This is a genomic window from Actinomyces sp. W5033, assembly GCF_051303165.1.
Map to the genome: position 1 here is coordinate 19,092 of NZ_JBPPGD010000010.1, position 19,617 is coordinate 38,708.

General features: G+C 72.9%; 11 protein-coding genes and 3 tRNA genes. 11 read left to right on the forward strand and 3 right to left on the reverse strand.

What is annotated here, in order from left to right; all coding sequences use genetic code 11:
• The first annotated feature begins 88 nt into the window (after positions 1-88).
• From serS to pulA, 9 genes are all read left to right on the forward strand, one after another.
• Positions 89-1,360, forward strand: coding sequence for a serine--tRNA ligase (gene serS / locus ACSJJR_RS07950; RefSeq protein ID WP_435942965.1), 1,272 nt, complete (start codon positions 89-91; stop codon positions 1,358-1,360).
• A 12-nt stretch (positions 1,361-1,372) separates the two neighbouring features.
• On the forward strand, positions 1,373-2,425 hold the full coding sequence (locus ACSJJR_RS07955) for an HAD family hydrolase (protein ID WP_435942966.1): 1,053 nt from the start codon (positions 1,373-1,375) through the stop codon (positions 2,423-2,425).
• Positions 2,422-3,960, forward strand: a complete 1,539-nt coding sequence (locus ACSJJR_RS07960) for an ABC transporter substrate-binding protein (protein WP_435942967.1) — start codon at positions 2,422-2,424, stop codon at positions 3,958-3,960. Before ACSJJR_RS07955 ends, ACSJJR_RS07960 begins: the two co-directional genes overlap by 4 nt.
• Before the next feature lie 121 nt (positions 3,961-4,081).
• Entirely contained in the window at positions 4,082-5,428 is a 1,347-nt protein-coding gene (locus ACSJJR_RS07965) for an AGE family epimerase/isomerase (protein WP_435942968.1), read from the forward strand.
• A 67-nt stretch (positions 5,429-5,495) separates the two neighbouring features.
• A tRNA-Ser gene (locus ACSJJR_RS07970) sits at positions 5,496-5,581 on the forward strand.
• A 170-nt stretch (positions 5,582-5,751) separates the two neighbouring features.
• Positions 5,752-5,841: transfer RNA gene (locus ACSJJR_RS07975), tRNA-Ser, on the forward strand.
• Between the two features lie 206 nt (positions 5,842-6,047).
• Positions 6,048-6,123 (forward strand) — tRNA-Arg (locus ACSJJR_RS07980).
• Positions 6,124-6,280: 157 nt separating this feature from the next.
• Entirely contained in the window at positions 6,281-7,726 is a 1,446-nt protein-coding gene (locus tag ACSJJR_RS07985) for a GuaB1 family IMP dehydrogenase-related protein (protein ID WP_435942969.1), read from the forward strand.
• A gap of 129 nt (positions 7,727-7,855) precedes the next feature.
• On the forward strand, positions 7,856-10,621 hold the full coding sequence (gene pulA / locus ACSJJR_RS07990) for a pullulanase-type alpha-1,6-glucosidase (RefSeq protein ID WP_435942970.1): 2,766 nt from the start codon (positions 7,856-7,858) through the stop codon (positions 10,619-10,621).
• A gap of 100 nt (positions 10,622-10,721) precedes the next feature.
• Here the strand turns inward: pulA and ACSJJR_RS07995 are convergent, their stop codons facing one another.
• The gene (locus tag ACSJJR_RS07995; protein WP_435942971.1) at positions 10,722-12,113 is read right to left on the reverse strand and encodes a replication-associated recombination protein A; all 1,392 of its coding nucleotides are present in this window, start codon (positions 12,111-12,113) and stop codon (positions 10,722-10,724) included.
• A 9-nt stretch (positions 12,114-12,122) separates the two neighbouring features.
• The gene (locus tag ACSJJR_RS08000; RefSeq protein ID WP_435942972.1) at positions 12,123-14,807 is read right to left on the reverse strand and encodes an excinuclease ABC subunit UvrA; all 2,685 of its coding nucleotides are present in this window, start codon (positions 14,805-14,807) and stop codon (positions 12,123-12,125) included.
• Between the two features lie 164 nt (positions 14,808-14,971).
• Here ACSJJR_RS08000 and ACSJJR_RS08005 point away from each other — a divergent pair, with 164 nt between their 5' ends.
• Together ACSJJR_RS08005 and ACSJJR_RS08010 are read left to right on the forward strand one after the other, a co-directional pair.
• Positions 14,972-15,442: a helix-turn-helix domain-containing protein gene (locus ACSJJR_RS08005; protein ID WP_435942973.1), complete on the forward strand. Its 471-nt coding sequence runs from the start codon at positions 14,972-14,974 to the stop codon at positions 15,440-15,442.
• A gap of 77 nt (positions 15,443-15,519) precedes the next feature.
• On the forward strand, positions 15,520-15,846 hold the full coding sequence (locus ACSJJR_RS08010; RefSeq protein ID WP_435942974.1) for an antitoxin: 327 nt from the start codon (positions 15,520-15,522) through the stop codon (positions 15,844-15,846).
• Between the two features lie 1,263 nt (positions 15,847-17,109).
• Here the strand turns inward: ACSJJR_RS08010 and ACSJJR_RS08015 are convergent.
• Positions 17,110-19,587 (reverse strand): (Fe-S)-binding protein, encoded by a 2,478-nt coding sequence (locus tag ACSJJR_RS08015; protein WP_435942975.1) that lies wholly within the window; start codon positions 19,585-19,587, stop codon positions 17,110-17,112.
• Positions 19,588-19,617: the final 30 nt, after the last annotated feature.

Below are 19,617 nucleotides of genomic sequence, written 5' to 3' on the forward strand. Positions count from 1 at the left end.
GTTCGCTGTGCCACATGCCGGACGGCTGCTGGCGCCGCCCGGGGACCGCGCCGGTGCCCTCCGACCCGCCCTGGCTACACTCGGCCCCATGATCGATCTGCGTGACCTCCGCGAGAACCCTGAGCGCTACCGCGAGAGCCAGCGGGCCCGCGGCGCCGACGTCAACCTCGTTGACCGCGTCATTGAGGCCGATGAGGCGCGCCGCTGCCGGCTGGGCGCCTTCGAGGCCCTTCGCGCCGAGCAGAAGAAGGTCTCCCGCTCCGTCGGCACGGCTGCCCCCGAGCAGCGGGCGGCCGTCCTCGCCCAGGCCAAGGAGCTCGCCGAGCAGGTCAAGCAGGCCGAGGCCGCCGCGGACGAGGCGGCCGGCCGCCTCGACGAGCTCGCCCACCAGTTCCAGAACCTCATCGAGGGGGCACCCGTCGGGGGTGAGGAGGACTACGTCGTCCTGCGTCACGAGGGCCCCGCCCCCCGTGACTTCGCCGCCGAGGGCCTTGAGCCCGCGGACCACCTAGCCCTGGGCGAGGGGCTCGACATCATCGACACCAAGCGTGGTGCGAAGGTGAGCGGATCGCGCTTCTACTACCTCAAGGGCGCCGGCATGCGCCTCGAGCTCGCCCTCATGACCGCCGCCCTCGACCGGTCCGCGGCCTACGGCTTCGTCCCCATGGTCACCCCCACGCTGGTCAGCCCGCAGGTCATGAGCGGCACCGGCTTCCTCGGCCAGCACTCCGACGAGATCTACTACCTGCCGACCGACGACCTCTTCCTCACCGGCACCAGCGAGGTCGCCCTCGCCGGCTACCACGCCGACGAGATCCTTGACCTCAGCGGCGGCCCGCTGCGCTACCTCGGCTGGTCCACCTGCTACCGCCGCGAGGCCGGCGCCGCAGGAAAGGACACGCGCGGCATCATCCGCGTCCACCAGTTCAACAAGGCGGAGATGTTCGCCTACGTGCGCCCCGAGGACGCCGTCGCCGAGCACGAGCGCCTCCTGGCCCTCGAGGAGGAGATGCTCAGCCTGGTCGGCCTGCCCTACCGGGTCATCGACACCGCGGCCGGGGACCTGGGCTCCTCCGCCGCCCGCAAGTTCGACTGCGAGGCCTGGCTGCCCACGCAGAACCGCTGGATGGAGGTCACCTCAACCTCCAACTGCACCACCTACCAGGCGCGCCGTCTGGCGGTCCGTGAGAAGCGCGGCGGCCGGACCTGCCCGGTCGCCACCCTCAACGGCACGCTCGCCACCACCCGCTGGATCGTCGCCATCCTCGAGAACAACCAGCAGGCCGACGGCAGCGTCGTCGTCCCCGAGGGCCTTCGCCCCTACATGGGCGGCCTCGAGGTCATCGAGCCGCGCGCCTGAGGCGCAGCCGCCGTGAGCGACACGCACACCACGAGCGTCCTGCCCCGTTCGGGCCCGCCACAGGTCCCCGACCCCGGTGCCCTCCGGGGGCTCGGGGGCTCCACCGAGCTCCGGAACAGCGTCGGCGGCGCCCCCACGCCCCTGACCGACGGCGAGTACGCCGCCCTCGTGCGCGAGCGCGCCGCCGACCTCGACCGCCTCGACCCGGGCGGGCGCCACCTCGTGGCCGGTCCCTCGCTCGTGGTCGCCCTTGACGTCGATGGCACGATCCTGGACATGGACGGGCGGGTCTCGGCTCGGGTGCGCGCGAGCATCAACGCCCTGCGGCGGCGCGGCGCCCACGTGGTCATCGCCACCGGCCGCGGGATCCAGGCGGCGGTGCCCGTCGCCCACCACGTGGGCCTGACCGAGGGCTGGATGGTGTGCGCCAACGGGGCGCTCACCCTGCGCATGGACCCCGGTGAGGCGGCGGGCTACGGCGTCGTCGAGCGGGTCACCTTCGACCCGGCCGCCGCCATCGACACGCTGCGCGCCGCCGTCCCCGAGGGCATCATCGCCGTCGAGGACCTCGACTCGGGCCTGCGCACCACCCGGCTGTTCCCCGAGGGCGAGCTCATTGAGCACCAGACGGTCGTCAGCCTCGAGGACCTGCGCTCCCGGCCCGTCTCCCGCGTCATCCTGCGGGCCCCCGGCATGCCCGTGAGCCGTTTCAGCGAGCTCGTCGCCGGCGCCGGCCTGCACTCGGTGGAGTACGCCATCGGCTGGACCGCGTGGCTTGACGTCGCCCCCAACGGAATCACCAAGGCCTCGGCCCTTGACTCCCTGGCCGCTCGTCTGGGGACGGACGCCAGCTACGCCATCGCCGTCGGAGACGGCGCCAACGACCTGGAGATGCTCCAGTGGGCCCGGGTCGGGGCCGTCATGGGCTCCGCCTCTCACGAGGTCCAGGAGGCGGGCGACCTCGTGACCGATCCCGTGTGGCGCGACGGCTGTGCGGCCCTGCTCGACGCCGTCCTGCTGCGCTCCGGGGCCGTCCGCTCCCCACGGCAGGAGGCACTGGTATGACCCCCGACCTGCGCCGCGCCGCGGCCGCCGTCTGCTGCCTGGTCCTGGCGGGCGCCGCCCTGGCCGGCTGCGGCGCCGGGGCCGCCGGCAGCCCGGGCGCCACCGGTGGAGCCCCCGCCTGCGCAGCGCTCGCCGAGGCCTACGGGACCTTCCCGGAGGGCACCGTCGTCACCATCGCCACCCCCTACACGGGTGAGGAGGCGGCCGCCTTCGACGCCTCAGTGACCGCCTTGTCCGAGTGCACCGGGATCCGCGTCGTGCAGGAGGGCTCTGACACCCTCGAGGAGGCCCTGCGCGCCCAGCTGCCCACCCCGATGGCGCCGCCCACGGCGGCGGGGCTCGCGCTGGCCACGGCGAGCGGCTCCCCGGCCGCCGTGAGCGAGGGCGACGTGCCCGCGGAGCCTGTGACGCCCGGCTCCCAGCCTGCCGGCCCTGTGGACGCGGACCTCGCCGTCGTCCCCCAGCCCGGCCTCATCGCCGAGCTCGCCAAGGCCGGGCTCGTCAGCGAGGTGCCTGAGGTCGTCGCCGCCAACACCGAGCTCGGCTGGGAGGACATGTGGGCCCGGGCGGGGACCGTGGATGGCACCCTCTACGCCGCTCCCCTCATGGCCAGCGTCAAGTCCTTCGTCTGGTACTCGCCCGCCGCCTTCGCCCGGGCCGGATACGAGGTCCCCACGACCTGGGAGGAGCTCGTCGCCCTCACCAGGCGGGTGGCTGCGGACCACCCCAGCGGCGACGTCGTCCCCTGGTGCGTGGGTGCTGCCGACGGCGCCACCACCGGCTGGCCCCTGTCCGACTGGCTTGAGGACTCCCTGCTCGCCACCGAGGGCACCACCGCCTACGACGCGTGGGCCGGGCACGAGGTCCCGCTCGACGACCGTCGGGCGGTGCGTGCCCTCAACGCGCTGGGACAGCTGCTCCTGACACAGGGGCACGTCGCCGGCGGGGGAGAGGGGGCCGTCACCACCACGGCCGAGCAGGCCGGAGCCCAGCTCGTCTCCGGCTCCTGCCTCATGCTCCACGCCTCCAGCTCCTTCGAGAGCCTGCTGCCCCCGGGCACTGCCGTGACCGACGGCAAGGACACCCGGGCCGACGGCGTGTCCACCTTCCTGCTGCCCTCGGTTGACGACGGTGACAGGACCGTCCTCGTCGGCGGGGACTTCCTCGTGGCCCTCACGCACGGGCATGGCTCCGAGGCCGTCACCGGTGCCCCGGGTGACGCCGGTGACGCCCGGGGCACCGTCATGGCCTACCTCACGAGCGCCGAGTGGGCCGCACAGCGGGTCTCGCTGGGCGGGGTCGCCTCAGCCCACCGGGGGGCGCGCAACGTCGAGGCCTCCTCCCCGGTGGCGGAGGCTGCCTCTGACATCCTCCAGTCCCGCCAGTCCGTCATCCGCTTCGACGCCTCCGACATGATGCCCTCGCAGGTGGGCACCCGCGCCCTGTGGGACGCGCTCGTGGGCTGGGCCCAGGGCAAGCAGACCGCCGCCGACGCCCTGCACCAGGCCGAGGAGGCCTGGCCAGAGGGTCGCTGAGCAGCCTCGCCCCCTTGCCGGAGCCGGGCGCAGGAACCGGCACGGGGTGGCTCGGCGCTGCGATAGCGTTCTGCCCTGGGCCCGGACACCGCCGTCGGGCCGTGGATCGAAGGAGATCGTCATGGGTCTGGGATGGTTCGGCGCCCCTGAGCACAACCGCTGGCTCGCTGAGGAGACGCACGCCCTGCTGCGTTACGCGCGCGCCGCGATGGTGCCCGCAGGCTTCGGCTGGATCGGTGCGGACGGCACGGTGGACACCACGCGCCCCGTCGAGCTGTGGATCACCGGGCGCATGACCTACGCCTTCTCCCTCGGCGCGCTCATGGGCATCCCCGGCTGCCGCCGCTACGCCGACCACGGCGTGCGTGCCCTGAGCAGGGTCCTGCGCGACCACGTCAACGGAGGCTGGCACTCCGCCGTCGAGCACGCCCTGGACGCAGACGGCCACGGCGTGCCCGTCGATCCTGCCGGACGCAAGGAGTGCTACCAGCACGCCTTCGTCGTCCTCGCCGCCGCCGCCGCCACCGCCGCGGACCGGCCGGGCGCCCAGGAGCTGCTGCGCGACGCCCTGGCCCTCCAGGAGCGTCGTTGGTGGGACGACACCTACGGCATGCCGGTCGAGTCCTACGCCGCTGACTTCACCGACCCGGAGGACTACCGCGGCATCAACGCCGCCATGCACACCGTCGAGGCCTATCTCGCCGCCTCCGACGTCACCGGTGACATCACCTGGCTCACCCGCGCCGTGCAGGTCATCGACTTCGCCGTCAACGTCCAGGCCCGTGCCCACGAGTGGCGCCTGCCCGAGCACTACGACACCTCCTGGCACCCCGTCGCCGAGTACAACAAGGACCAGCCCGCCCACCCCTTCCGGCCCTACGGCGTCACCCCTGGCCACGGCCTTGAGTGGGCGCGTCTGACCATCCAGGCCCGCGCGGCACTGGTGCACCGCTCCCTGCCCACACCGGACTGGATGCTCGACGCGGCCGAGCACCTCTTCGAGCGCGCCCGCACCGACGGCTGGCGCGTCGATGGCCGCCCGGGCTTCGTCTACACCACCGGCTTCGACGGCGCTGCGATCGTCCACGAGCGCATGCACTGGGTGGTGTGCGAGGGCATCAGCGCCGCCGCCGCGATCCGCAGGGCCCTGCTCGACGACGGGCGCGGCGAGATCGAGGTCGAGCACTACGAGCACTGCTACCGCACCTGGGTCGACTACGCCGAGCAGTACCTCATCGAGGCTCCAGGCGTGTGGGCCCACGAGCTCGACCCGACCAACGAGCCCTCCGCGCGCACCTGGAACGGGCACCCGGACGTCTACCACGCCCTGCAGGCGGTGCTCATGGCGCGCGTGCCCGTGTGGCCCTGCCTCGGCCAGGCCCTCGCCGAGGGGCGTCTGGACCAGCCTGCCTCCATGGTCCCGGTGCGTGCGCAGCCGCGTCGGCGCCGCGTCATCAGCTGGGGGTGAGCTGCGGCTGACGGGCACCTGGCACCGGGGCTGTGGGTGGTAGTCTCGCCCTGCCTGTCAGGGCGCTGGAGCGGTGACAGAGTGGCCGAATGTGGCGGTCTTGAAAACCGCTGTGCGCCTGGCGCACCGGGGGTTCGAATCCCTCCCGCTCCGCCGCTGAGGGGGCGTCCGGCCGGACGCCCCCTCACCGTCTGTGGGGGTGGGCCCCGGGCGAGGCCGGTGGGCGGAAGTGGCCGGGATCGCAGCCGTCCCAGGTTTGCCCGCCGGGGCTCCTGGCCGGTAGGCTTCCCGTGCTCGCTCATGCGAGCTGCTCACCCGAGCACGGAGATGTCGCATAGTGGCCTAGTGCGCTTTCCTGCTAAGAAAGTTGGGGATAAAACCCCTCGGGGGTTCGAATCCCCCCATCTCCGCCACACGTTGGGAGCCCAACGGGAGCCGCCGCCCAGGTGGACCGCGTGCCACGCTGGGAGGCAGGTGCGTGACGCGGTGCCCGTCTTGAGGGGCGTGCCCCCTGCTCCATCCTCCTCACCGTCGGCGGGCCCTGTGCGCAGGCTCACGGGCCGCGGATTTGTGGCCGTCGGCAGGCGCGGGTAGTGTTCCTGCTTGTCGGAAACGACATGCGCCTGTAGCTCAATGGATAGAGCATCTGACTACGGATCAGAAGGTTGGGGGTTCGAGTCCCTTCGGGCGCACCAACGCCCCGTCATCGGCTGCACCAGCCGGTCGCGGGGCGTTTCCCATGCCCGGGCGCCCCGCAAGACTCCCGGGCTCCTGCCCGTCGTCGGCCGGGTCAGCGCCGGGGCGGGGCTCCGGCCCGCCCCGGGCGCACACCCCCTGTCTAGACTCCCGCACGTGCAGTTCCTCAACGGCCTCGAGCCGAGCCTCGACCTCACCTACGACGACGTCTTCATGGTCCCGTCGCGCTCCAGCGTCGGCTCCCGTCACGGCGTGGACCTCACCACCGATGACGGCACGGGCACCACCATCCCGCTCGTCGTCGCCAACATGACGGCTGTCGCGGGCAAGCGCATGGCGGAGACCGTGGCCCGCCGCGGTGGCCTGACGATCATCCCCCAGGACATTCCCGTCGATGTCGTCATCGACACCGTCAACGAGGTCAAGGCCGCGCACGTCCTCTACGACACCCCGGTCACCGTCAAGCCGCACCACACCTGCGGCTACGCCATGGGCCTCATCCCCAAGCGCTCCCACGGCGCCGCCGTCGTCATCGACCCGGGCACCGGGCGCCCGGTCGGCATGGTGGACCTCAAGGACCTCACCGGCGTTGACCGCTTCACCCAGGTCCGCGGGGTCATGAGCGCAGAGCTTGTCACCGTCCCCGCCGGGACGGACCCCCGCGAGGCCTTCGCCCTCCTGCGCTCCGCGCGCCGCCAGGTCGCCCCCGTCGTCGGTGACGACGGTCGGCTCGTCGGCCTCATCACCCGTCCCGGTACCGTGCGCTCGACCATCTACGCGCCCGCCGTGGACGCCGAGGGGCGCCTGCGCGTGGGCGCCGCCATCGGCATGAACGGGGACCCCGCCGGCCGTGCCGCCCAGCTCGTCGGCGCGGGTGTGGACGTCATCGTCGTCGATACCGCCCACGGTCACCAGGACCGCATGATCGAGGCCGTGCGTGCGGTGCGCGCGGTCCTGCCCGAGGGCTTGCCGGTGGTGGCCGGCAACGTCGTCACCGCGGCGGGCGTGCGCGACCTCGTCGAGGCGGGCGCCTCCATCGTCAAGGTGGGCGTGGGTCCCGGTGCCATGTGCACCACCCGCATGCAGACCGGCGTCGGCCGGCCGCAGTTCTCCGCAGTGCTCGAGTGCGCCGCCGAGGCCGCCCGCCTGGGTGCCTCGGTGTGGGCCGACGGCGGCGTGCGCCACCCGCGCGACGTCGCCCTGGCGCTCGCCGCGGGCGCCTCCAACGTCATGATCGGCTCCTGGTTCGCCGGCACGCACGAGTCCCCGGGCGACCTCCAGTACGACGCCGCCGGGCGCGCCTACAAGGAGTCCTTCGGCATGGCCTCCAAGCGTGCCGTCACCTCCCGCACCGAGGGCGAGGACGCCTTTGAGCGGGCCCGCAAGGCGCTGTTCGAGGAGGGCATCAGCGCCGGGCGCATGTATCTCGACCCCGCCCGCCCCGGCGTCGAGGACCTCATCGACTCCATCATCTCCGGTGTGCGCTCCTCCTTCACCTACGCCGGCGCCGCCTCCATCCCGGAGTTCCGCCGGCGGGCCGTCGTCGGCGTCCAGTCCGCCTCCGGCTACCGGGAGGGCGCGCCCGTGCCCGAGTCCTGGTGACGACGGCGCGTGCCCGCAGGCGGTGAGCGACCGCCCTCCGGGCACGGGCTGGCGGCTGCGGGGACGGCGTGCGAAAGTGGACCTGAGCCAGGACAGGCTCCCCACCGCATGCCAGGAGGACTGCCGACGATGACCAGCACCGCGTACGTCCACCACGAGGCCCCCATCGCCCACACCGTGCCCGGCACTGACGGCTCACGCGCCTACTGGGTCGATGCCAGCACCCTTGCCTGGCCCCCGGAGCTCGTGCCCGCCGGCACCCACGAGTCCTCCCTGAGCCTGGGGCTGCTGACCTCTCCCACCGGCTCCGTCGGGCTGGAGGAGGGTGTGCTGCGGCTGGGCGACGACGGCTACGAGGTCCCCCTGCGCCTGGTCGGAGCACTGGACGAGGACGTCGTCGCCGCCCACCCCCAGCTCGAGGGCTACCTCGCTCTCAGCCTCCTGGACGAGACAGGCGCCCCCCGCCTGGAGCGCGAGGACGTTGAGAAGCTGCTGACCGGGCAGGTCGCCGTCGTCCAGCGCGCCGCCGCTGGGTGGGTCACCGCCTTCACCGGGGTGCAGACCTGGCCCGTCATCGACCGGATCTGGGGTGAGACCGCCGCCGCCCGCGACGGCTCCGCCCCGCTGGGCACCTGGTTCGAGGACCCCGACGGCGCCCCCGCCTTCGCGCTGTGGGCCCCAACCGCCCGCTCCGTCACCCTGCTCACCTGGGACACGGGCGACCCCACCGGCTCCGTGCCCGACGTCGAGGCCAGCCCCGTGCGCACCCCCGCCAGCCGGGCAGCGGGCACCTGGGACGGGCGTTGGGAAGTCAGTGCCGAGGCGGCGTCGGTCGCCGGTGTCAGGCCCGGCTGCCAGTACCTGTGGGAGGTCACGGTCTACGTGCCCGACACCGGCCGGGTCGAGACCAACCTCGTCACCGACCCCTGCTCGCGCGCCCTCACCCGTGACTCGCGTCGCAGCGTCGCCGTCGATCTCGAGCAGCGCGCCCTCAAGCCCACCGTCTGGGTGGAGAACCTGCCGCCCGTCGTCGCCCATGACAGCGCCCGCGCGATCTATGAGCTCCATGTGCGTGACTTCTCCGCCGCGGACCACACCGTCCCCGCGGCCCTGCGCGGCACCTACGCCGCCTTCAGCGTTGACTCGGCGGGCACCCGGCACCTGCGGGCGCTCGCGGCCGCCGGCATCGACACGCTCCACCTCATGCCCGTCTTCGACTTCTCCAGCGTCCCCGAGGACCGCGCGGAGCAGAGCGTGCCCGAGATCCCCGCCGGCGCCACGGCGGCCTCCCGGCGCCCACAGGCGGCCATCGCCGCCGTCGCGGACCGCGACGCCTACAACTGGGGCTACGACCCCTATCACTGGATGGCCCCGGAGGGCTCCTACGCCCGTGAGGGCCGCCAGGACGGGGGTGCGCGCACACGTGAGGTGCGCACGATGATCGGTGCCCTGCACGGCATGGGTCTGCAGGTCATCCTTGACCAGGTCTTCAACCACACCTCCGACGGCGGCCAGGGCGCGCACTCCGTCCTCGACCGCGTGGTCCCCGGCTACTACCACCGCCTCGACGCCGCCGGACGCGTCGAGGGCTTCACCTGCTGCCACGACGTCGCCACTGAGAGGGCGATGGCCGAGCGGCTCATGATCGACGCCTGCGTCGGGTGGGTGCGTGACTACCGTGTGGACGGCTTCCGCTTCGACCTCATGGGCTACTACTCCACCGCCACCATGCGGGCCCTGCGCCACGCCCTGGACGAGGTGGAGGACGACGCCGTCGGGCACCCCGTGTTCCTGTACGGGGAGGGCTGGGAGGTCAACGAGGCCTCCGGCAGCCGTCACGTGCGCCGGGCGGTCCAGGGGCAGGTCGGCTCCGGGCCCGACGGCGGCTTCCTGCACATCGGCACCTTCAACGACCGGGTGCGTGACGGCCTGCTCGGTGAGCGCTTCCTGTCCGACCGGCGTGTGGGACAGGGTCTGGCCACCGGCGCCGTCGTGGACCCCAACGAGCAGGAGGAGCGTTCCGCCGACGCCGCTGCCCGCGACCTCGCCTGGCGCACCAAGCTCGTCCAGCTCTCCCTCGCCGGCAACCTGCGCACGGTGGGTGGCCCCGGGTACGGGCATACCGAGGCTGCCTACGGTGACGAGCCGGTTGACTCCATCGCCTACGTCGAGGCGCACGACGACGAGGCCTTGTACGACTGGCTCGTCTACAAGCTGCCCTCCTCCACCACCATGGACCAGCGTGTGCGCGCCCAGATCCTCGCTCTCGCGGCGGTGACCCTGGGGCAGACCCCCTGCTTCTGGGCGGCGGGGACCGAGCTGCTGCGCTCAAAGTCCCTGGACCGGGACTCCTACAACTCCGGTGACCACTTCAACGCCATCGACTGGACCGGGCAGGACACGGGCTGGGGGCACGGCCTGCCTCCGGCGGAGCGCAACTTCGACCGGTGGCTCATCCAGGCCGACCTGCTCATGCGTGAGGACCTGCGGCCCGGGCCCGAGGACGTGGCCAAGGCCCGCGAGATGGCCCTCGACCTGTTGCGTCTGCGTCGCTCCACCCCGCTGCTGACCCTGGGATCGGCCGAGCTCGTGCGCGAGCGCGTGTCCTTCCCCCTGTCCGGGGACTGGAGCGTTCCCGGTGTCATCGTCATGGTGGTGGACGACGGCGGAGGCGACCTGGACATCGACCCGGCGCTGGACGGCGTCGTCGTGGCCCTCAACGCCCGTCCGGAGGCGGTGAGCGTGCGGGTGGAGGAGCTCACCGGCCGCTACCTCATGCTCAGCGACATCCAGCGCACCGGGGTTGACGACGTCGTGCGCGGTACCCGCTTCGACCCTGCTACTGGCGAGCTCACCGTGCCCGGGCGCACGGCCGCCGTCCTCGTCGAGCACTGAGCCGCCCAGGGCAGCCCCGGCCGGGGTGGAGCCGGCCGGCTCCCGGCCGGGCGCACGGGGCTGGCCGGCTGGGCGCTGCCCGGGAGGCCTCCTACGCGGCTCAGGGCTGCCGGGACCGAATCTGCTCGCGCAGCCCCTCCCAGTAGGCCAGGCGCTCACGCACCCGGCGCTCGTGACCGTGGTCGGTCGGCTCGTAGAAGCGCTCGCGCTCCTGGCGGGGCGGGTAGCCCTCGGGCATGTAGTCGGCGCCGGAGAAGCCCTCGGCCGTGTCTGGGTCGTACTGGTACCCCTGCCCGTAGCCGAGCTCCTTCATCAGGCGAGTGGGAGCGTTGAGGATGTGGGCGGGCGGCATGAGCGAGCCCGTGCGCCTGGCCGCCGTCTGCGCGCGGCTGAGCGCCCGGTACACGGCGACCGACTTCGGCGCCGTCGCCAGGTACACGACCGCCTGCGCGATCGCCAGCTCGCCCTCCGGTGAGCCCAGGCGCTCGTAGGCGTCCCAGGCGGACAAGGTCACCTGGAGCGCGGCAGGGTCCGCCAGGCCCACGTCCTCGCTGGCGAAGCGCACGAGGCGTCGCGCCACGTACAGGGGGTCCTCGCCGCCGCCGAGCATCCGGGCGAGCCAGTACAAGGCGGCGTCCGGGTCACTGCCGCGCATGGACTTGTGCAGGGCCGAGATGAGGTTGTAGTGCTCCTCGCTCGTCTTGTCGTACAAGGGGGCGCGGGAGGCGACGACGGCGCTCAGGGCCTCGGCGTCGATCGGAGCGTCGCCGTCGGGCAGGGCGAGGAGCTGCTCGGCCATCCCCAGCAGGTAGCGCCCGTCGCCGTCGGCCATGGCCAGCAGGGCCGAGCGGGCGGAGCCCTCCAGCGGCAGGCGCCGACCGGTGAGGCGCTCGGCGCGTTCCAGCAGCTCGCCCAGGGCCGCCTCGTCCAGACGGCGCAGCACCATGACCTGGCAGCGCGACAGGAGCGCCCCGTTGAGCTCGAAGGAGGGGTTCTCGGTCGTCGCGCCGACGAGCACCACGGTGCCGTCCTCGACGTAGGGCAGGAAGGAGTCCTGCTGGGCGCGGTTGAAGCGGTGGATCTCATCGACGAACAGGAGCGTGCCCTGGCCGGTCTCGCGGCGCCGGGCGGCGGTGGCGAAGACCTTGCGCAGGTCCGCCACGCCGGAGAAGGTCGCGGAGACCTGCTCGAAGGTCAGGCCGGTGCGCTCGGCCAGCAGGCGGGCGATGGTCGTCTTGCCGCAGCCCGGCGGGCCCCACAGGATGACGGAACCCAGGCGTCCGGCGGCGACCATACGCCCGAGGGGTGCGTCGGGGGCCAGGAGGTGGTCCTGGCCGACGACGTCCTCGAGGGTGGCTGGGCGCAGGCGGTCTGCCAGCGGCCGGGTGGGGTCGGCGACGGCGCGGCCCTCGCCGGCGGCCGCCTCGAAGAGGCTCGGTGCGTCGTCGGTGGTACCGGAACGGTGTGCGCGTGCCTTGCCTCCAGGTGCCATGCCTCCAGGCTACGGCCGGCCTGTGACACCCTCCGCCGCCTCGACCTCCTCGGTTTGCGCGCGAACGTACGGCGTTTTGCCGTTCTTTCGAGCGCAAACCGAGGAGTTGGGGGTCAGGTGCGCGGTGAGGTAGCGGGCGGTGAGGGACTCGTCGGCGCCTGTCGCCGTCCCCGCGACAAGCTCCGACGGCGTGCCCGCGGCCACGACCCGGCCGCCGGCTTGTCCACCGCCGGGCCCCATGTCGATGACCCAGTCGGCGTTGGCGATCATGTCCAGGTCGTGCTCGATGACGAGCACCGTCGCCCCTGCCTCGATGAGCCGGTCGAGCACCCCCAGTAGGACGCGCACGTCCAGCGGGTGCAGGCCGATGCTCGGCTCGTCCAGGACGAACAGCGTCCCCGCCTGGGACGAGCCCAGGTGGGAGGCGAGCTTGAGACGCTGCGCCTCACCACCGGACAGCGCCGGTGTCGCCTCCCCGAGCGTGAGGTAACCCAGGCCGAGGTCGACCAGGGTCCGCAGCTGGCGACACACCCGCGGCAGGTCAGCGCAGGCCTCGGCAGCCTCCACCACGGTGAGAGCGAGCACCTCCGGCAAGGACAGGCCCGCCGTCGGCCCGTCCGGGGCGCCCCCCGAGACGGGGACGCGCCGGATGCCGTCCGCCCGCTCCCCGAAGCGCGTGCCCTCGCAGACAGGGCACTCGATCTCGACGTCGGGCAGGAACTGCACGTCGAGGACCACCTGCCCGGTGCCGTCGCAGTGCTCGCAGCGCAAGGACCCCGTGTTGTAGGAGAAGTCCCCGGGCCCCAACCCGGACGCCCGCGCCTCGGGAAGGGCCGCGTAGGCGCGGCGCAGGCCGTCCATGACCCCCGAGTAGGTCGCCACCGTCGAACGGACGTTCGCCCCGATCGGGGTGGCGTCGACGACGACGACCCGCCGGGTCGCCCCGGGGTCCAGGGAGGTCGCCGGGTGGGGCAGCGGGGTGTCGGCCTCCAAGGACCGCAGGGCCGGGACGAGGGCCTCAAGCACAAGCGTCGTCTTGCCCGAGCCGGACACCCCCGTCACCGCCGTCAGGCGCTGCTGAGGGATCTCGACCTCCAGGGCGTGCACCGTGTGGATCGGCGCCGTCTCCAGGCGCAGCCACCCCTCGTCGAAGACCTGCGCGGCCGGCACCTCCTCGCGCACGCGCACCGTCGCCCGCCCGGTGAGGAAGGGGCGGATGAGCGAGTCGGCCGACTCGCCCGCCGTCGCCAGCCCCACGGACCAGGACGGGGCCCGACCGTCCACCACCTGGGCGACGGGTGCGGACAGGACGACGGTGCCGCCCTCGACCCCTGAGCCCGGCCCGATCTCCAGCAGCCAGTCGGCCCTGCGCAGCAGCTCGGCGTCGTGGTCCACGAGCAGCACAGAGTTGCCGTCCGCCAGCAGGTCCTCGATGACGCCAGTGAGGCCACGCAGGTTGTGCGGGTGCAGGCCGATGCTCGGCTCATCCAGCACGTACAGGACGCCCGTCGTCCGGTTGCGCACGGCCCGCGCCAGCTGGACGCGCTGGCGCTCACCGGTGGACAGGGTCGATGAGGCGCGGTCGAGCGATAGGTAGCCCAGGCCCAGGTCCGTGAGCCGTCGGGCCGTCACCCGCAGCTCGTCGATGATCTGCTCGGCCATCGCCCTCAGGTCGGCTGGCACACTGGCGGGCACGGCGTCAACCCACTCCAGCAGGTCCGCCAGCGCCATGGCGCAGGCCTCGTCCAGGCCGATGCCGCGCAGGCGTGTGGCGCGCACGGCGGCGGACAGGCGCGAGCCGTGGCACTCGGGACAGACGGCTTCGTGGAGGAACTTCTCCACGCGCCGCATGCCCCGCTCGTCCTTGACCTTGGACAGCGCGTTCTTAACGGTGCGCACCGCGCTGTAGTAGGTGAAGTCCATCTCGGCGGCGACGCCGGTCTTGTCGTTGACGTAGAGGATGTGCTTCTTCTCGGCGGGGCCGTGGAACACGATCTCGCGCTCCCGGGCCGTCAGGTCGCGGAAGGGCACGTCGGTGCGCACGCCCATCTCGCGGGCGATGTCCTTCATGAGCGACCACATGAGGGTCTGCCAGGGGGCGACCGCCCCCTCCTCGATGGACAGCGACTCGTCGGGCACGAGGGTGGACTCGTCGACCGTGCGCACCGTGCCCGTGCCCTCGCAGGTGGGGCAGGCGCCACCCGAGTTGAAGGCGAGGTCCTCCGCCCCGGGGCCGCGGAAGGACGTACCGCAGGTGGCGCAGGTGATCGGCACCTCCAGGGCGACGGCGGTGGTCGGCTCGTTGAGGTGCCCGTTGGGGCAGGCGTGGTGGCCCAGGCGCGAGAAGGCCAGGCGCAGGCTGCTCAGGACCTCCGTCGAGGTGCCGAAGGTGGAGCGAACGCCGGGGACGGGCGGACGCTGGTGCAGAGCCAGCGCGGCGGGCACGTGGAGGATCTCGTCGACGTCGGGCCGGGCGGCCTGGGTGAGGCGGCGGCGCGTGTAGGTGGACAGGGACTCCAGGTAGCGGCGGGCGCCCTCGGCGTAGAGGGTGCCCAGCGCGAGGGAGGACTTGCCGGAGCCGGAGACCCCGGCGACGGCGACGAGCCGCCCGAGGGGGACGTCGACGTCGAGGCTCTTGAGGTTGTGCACGCGCGCGCCGCGCACCTGGATGACGGAGGGGGAGGTGCCTGGCATGGGGGCAGGGTACGTGTCACCCAGGACGTGTGACGCAGGCCCGGTGAGTCGGCCTCTCGGCGGGGCGGGGCGGTGGATGCTCACGGGGTCGTCGGAGCCCGGTTGGGGCGGGTGGCGGGGGCCGCTCGGGACGCGCGATAGCACCTTTGCTATAGAATATGGGCATGAGGCGCTTCGACACCGATGCGGCGCCACAACTCATCCGTGCCGCACGACGTGACGCCGGGCTGACGCAGGCCCGGCTGGCTCAACGCGCCGGTGTGCAGCAGCCGAGCCTGGCCCAGATGGAGTCCGGCAACCGCCCCGTCTCCGCGCAGATGCTCGAACGTATCCTGCGTGCGGCTGACTACCGTCCGTCCATACCGCTTGCGGCGCATGCCGCCGAGATCGTGGAGAGCGCCCGGGCTCACAGGTTGTCGAACCCTCGTGTGTTCGGCTCGGTGCTGCGCGGTGAGGACACCTTCGACTCCGACATCGACGTGCTGGTCACACCCGATCTCGACGCCGATCTCTTCGACGTGGCCCTGTTCATCACCGAGGTCGAGGCGCTCACGGGGTTTCCGGTCGACGCAGTGTCCGACGCCGGAGTTCCCGAGGCCCTGTCGGACGCCGTCCGAGAGGCGGTTCGGTTGTGAACGACCCTGATCAGCCCCCGCGTTTCTCCCCTCGCCCCCGCAGGACCGCTACTCGGCGTCATGACCGTGACAACCTCATGGAGGAGCTGGCCGCGATCCGCAGACGCGCCGAGACTGTGGCCGGGAGCCCACGGGACCTGTTCCACGACGGCACGGACGCCTATGACGTGGCATCCATGCTGATCATCCGGTTGGCGGCGCTGCTCGAACGGCCCGAGTTCGCGCCGTACCTGACGGCCGTCACCCATGAGGAACGGCTGGCGATCCGCACGACGCGGAGCATCGTGGCCCACACGGGATACCGGTCGATGAACGACGACCTGTTCTGGGCCGCGGTGACGCAGAGAGTCCCGGAGATCCTTGAGCGCGTGATCGCGGTGCCCGGAGCCTCTGGAAGCAACTGACTCGCGGTCCCCGTACCACTCCACAGTCGGGTGGTGGGGGTCGGAACCGGAGGTCGGATCCCTATCCTGACCCCGATGCTGCCCGCCACCTTCACGCCCGCCACCCGCGCATGGTTCGACGCCGCCTTCCCGGCCGGGCCGACCCCGTGCAGCGGCGCGCAGCCGGGGTGACGGTGACGCAGACGGCGGTGGACCCGCTGGTGCTGGGACTGAGGGCGCGGCGTCGTCGGCCGTGCGCGCGCGACTCGCGGAGCTCGAACGCTGCCGGCGTGCCTTCCCCGTGAGGCTGGGCGAGCGTGAGTGCTGGGCGCGGGCGCGGAGGACGCACCCGCTGTGCGCCTGGCCCTCGGGGCCCGGGTGCCCGACTGGGCTCGGAAATACCACAGCGTTGGGGCCGCGGAGGCCGATACGGGAGTGTCGCCGGGCGTCGTTGTGTCCCGCTCGGCGGGTGACGAGGCCCTGGCCGGCCCGCCCACCCCGTCGGGCACCGTGGACCCGGCGGGACAGACAGACGTGGCCGGCCCAACAGGTGTGGCGGCCGACCCCGCCACCCGTACACCCCTGGCCGACCTCGTACTGCGTCACGCCCGCACCCACGTCCTCATCACCGCCGCCGACGTCGCCCGGGCATTCGGTCTCGGGGTGGCGGTGGCCGCCGACGCGCTGGCGGAGCTCGCCGGCGCGGGCTCACTCATACGCCTGGGTGGCGGCGGGCGGGCCCGATTGATGGCGCCCCACGTGCTCACCCGGGTGCGCAACCGCTCCCTGGCGAAGGCCCGCGCCTGTATATCGACCCCTACCGGCGCTGAGGGGGCGTGGATGGGGGCGGTTGCACGCTCATGCTCTCCCGGCTTCCGTGGCGATGTCGAGTTTTCGTTGCTATTCCGGGCTTCGGGTGGTTTCGCGCATTTTGGGGGCGACGCTCCCATGTGCGTGCTGATCGTGGACGCACATGGGAGCGGTGATGGCACCGGCCGCCACGACGCGAAACCGCGGAATCATGCGGAAAGTGAGTGGCGCCCAGTCACATGAGCGTGCGACTCCATCCGCTGCGGCGCCCCGACGGGGGTTGAGACGGTGTCAGGCCGGGGTCGGGATGGGGTCGGGCCGGGCGCCGGCCGAGCCGGGCGGGGCTCGGGACGGGCTCCGGCCGAGCCGGCGACCGGGCGTTCCGGCCGTGCCCCGGTGCCTGAGCGAGCGCGTGACCTCACTGCCAGCGTCTCAACGCCCCTGAACCGAGTCATCGCGCCCTCGACGGCCGGGCTACTGGCCCTGCCCCCGGCGCACGGCCTCGAGCATGAGGGTCGCCACGTCCGTCACACGCACCTCAGCACCCTCGCTGGCCACGCCGTCGGAGAGCATCGTCGTGCAGAAGGGGCAGGCCGTCGCCACCACCTGCGCCCCGGTGCCCACAGCCTCCCGGGAGCGCTCAACGGCAATGCGTGTGCCGATCGACTCCTCCATGAAGGCCCTCGCCCCGCCGCCCCCACAGCACAGGGCGCGCTCGCGGCTGCGCGGCATCTCCACCGCGGTGGCGCCCGTCGCCTCCAGCAGCTCGCGCGGCGGTGAGTAGACCTCGTTGTGCCGCCCCAGGTAACAGGCGTCGTGATAGGTCACCGTGGGCCGCGAACCGGCCTCTGCCGCAGGCGGTGCCGGCCGCAGACGCCCCTCGCGCACGAGGCGGTTGAGCAGCTGGGTGTGGTGCAGCACCTCGTAGTGCCCGCCGACCTGCGGGTACTCGCGCGCCAGCGTGTTGAAGCAGTGCGCGCAGGTCACCACAATCCGCTGCGCCCCCGCCTCATTGAGGGTCTCCACGTTCTGGGCGGCGAGCATCTGGAAGAGGATCTCGTTGCCGGCGCGGCGCGCCGGGTCGCCCGTGCAGGCCTCGGCGTCCCCCAGCACCGCGAAGGACACGCCCGCCGTGTGCAACAGCTCGGCGACGGCCCGCGTCGTGCGGCGCGCCCGGTCCTCGTAGGCGCCCGCACAGCCCACCCAGAACAGGTAGTCGACCTCGCCGGCGTCCTCGACATCCACACCGACCACCGGCACCTCGAAGCCCAGGTCAGCCGCCCACTCCAGGCGCTTGCGTGGCGCCAGCCCCCACGGGTTCCCCTTGGACTCCAGGCGGCGGAACATCTGCCCCAGCTCCTTGGGGAAGGCGGACTCCATGAGCACCTGCTGACGGCGGATGTCGATGATGTGGTCCACGTGCTCAATGTCCACCGGGCACTGGTCCACGCAGGCCCCGCACGTGGTGCACGACCACAGGACCTCCGCCGGCACCACCTGCCCGGCCAGCGGCGCGGGCCGCATGGCCACGCCCCGCTCGCCGGGGGCCGCCTTCGCGGCCAGCAGCGCCCCGAGGATGTCCTGCGTGTGGGCGCTGCCCTCCGCCAGGCCCGCCCGCCCACCGCGAAGCAGCCCCCCGTGGGCGACCGCCTGCTCCTCGGTCACCTCCTGCGGCTCGACGCCCAGCTCGGCGGCGGCCGCCAGGTAGGGGGCGGCCGCCGCGTGGTGGTCGCGCACCGCCAACGTGAAGAGCTTGGGTGACAGGGGCTTGCCCGTGTTCCACGCCGGGCACAGGTCCTGGCAGCGGCCGCACTCCGTGCAGGTGGAGAAGTCGAGCAGCGCCTTCCACGTCAGGTCCTGCACGCGGCCCGCACCGAGGCGCAGCTCGCGCCCCTCCTGCTCGGCGGCGTCCATGGCGGCGTCGAGATCCTCCATGGTCGCGGCGCTCAGGGCGGTGGGCCCGCCGTGCGTGCCCGTGAAGGTCAGCGGCGCCAGCGGCCCCAGGGCCTTGGCGCCCGTCCGGGCGGCGGGCACCGCCTGCGCGATCCGTGCGGCGACGGCGTCCGGCCGCTCCCCGGTGCGCTCGGCGACGACGGCCGGGTCCGCGGCCGTGCCCCCCATGTCCCGGCGGGCATAGACGTTGACGACGGCGAGGAAGCGGTGCCAGGCCACCCCCATGGAGGGCTGAAGCCCGACGACGAGCATCCAGCTCATCGAGACGACCACCTTGATGGTGGCGACGACGACGATGAGGGCCTCGACGGCCTGGGCCCCCAGCGGCGTCAGCAGGGGGGCGGTCCAGGCCGTGAGGGGGAAACGGGCCCAGGAGCCTGCGGGGCCACCCGGGGACAGGAGCACGCTCTGCGCGTGCTCGAGCATCCGCAGCAGCAGCACACAGGTGACGACGCCGAGGATGACGGCCTCGACGAAGACGGCCTGGCGGGCGGTCGAGCCGGCGAAGCGGGAGCTGCGGGTGCGGGTGCCGCCCTCACTGGTGGAGTCGAAGGGCGGGGCGGCGGCGCCGTGGGCGGTGAGACGACGGCGCACGGCGACGAGCAGGAGCATCCCGGCCAGGCTCAGCCAGGCAATGACCTCGATGCACCACGACCACCACGCCTGATGGTCCAGCCACGGCAGGGTGAAGCCCGGGCCGGCGAGCACCTGGCCGTAGCCGGTCAGGAGCGTGAGGAACAGCAGCAGAAAACTGACCATGACGAGCCAGTGCGCCACCCGGATCCAGGGACGGCCCTTGAAGGCGGAGTGCCCCAGGACCTCGCCCAGCATGCGGCGGGTGCGGGTTCCCCAGGGGCGCAGCCGCCCGGGCGCGGGCCGCCCGAGCCTCATCCGGGCGACGAGCACTGCGCAGGCTCTGCCGAACAGCGTGACGCCGACGGCCGTGAAGCCGAGGACGACGACGGTGCACGCCAGTCGCAGGGCCGCCAGGAACGTCATGCCCGCAGCCTAGTGGGCGCCCCGCAGGGC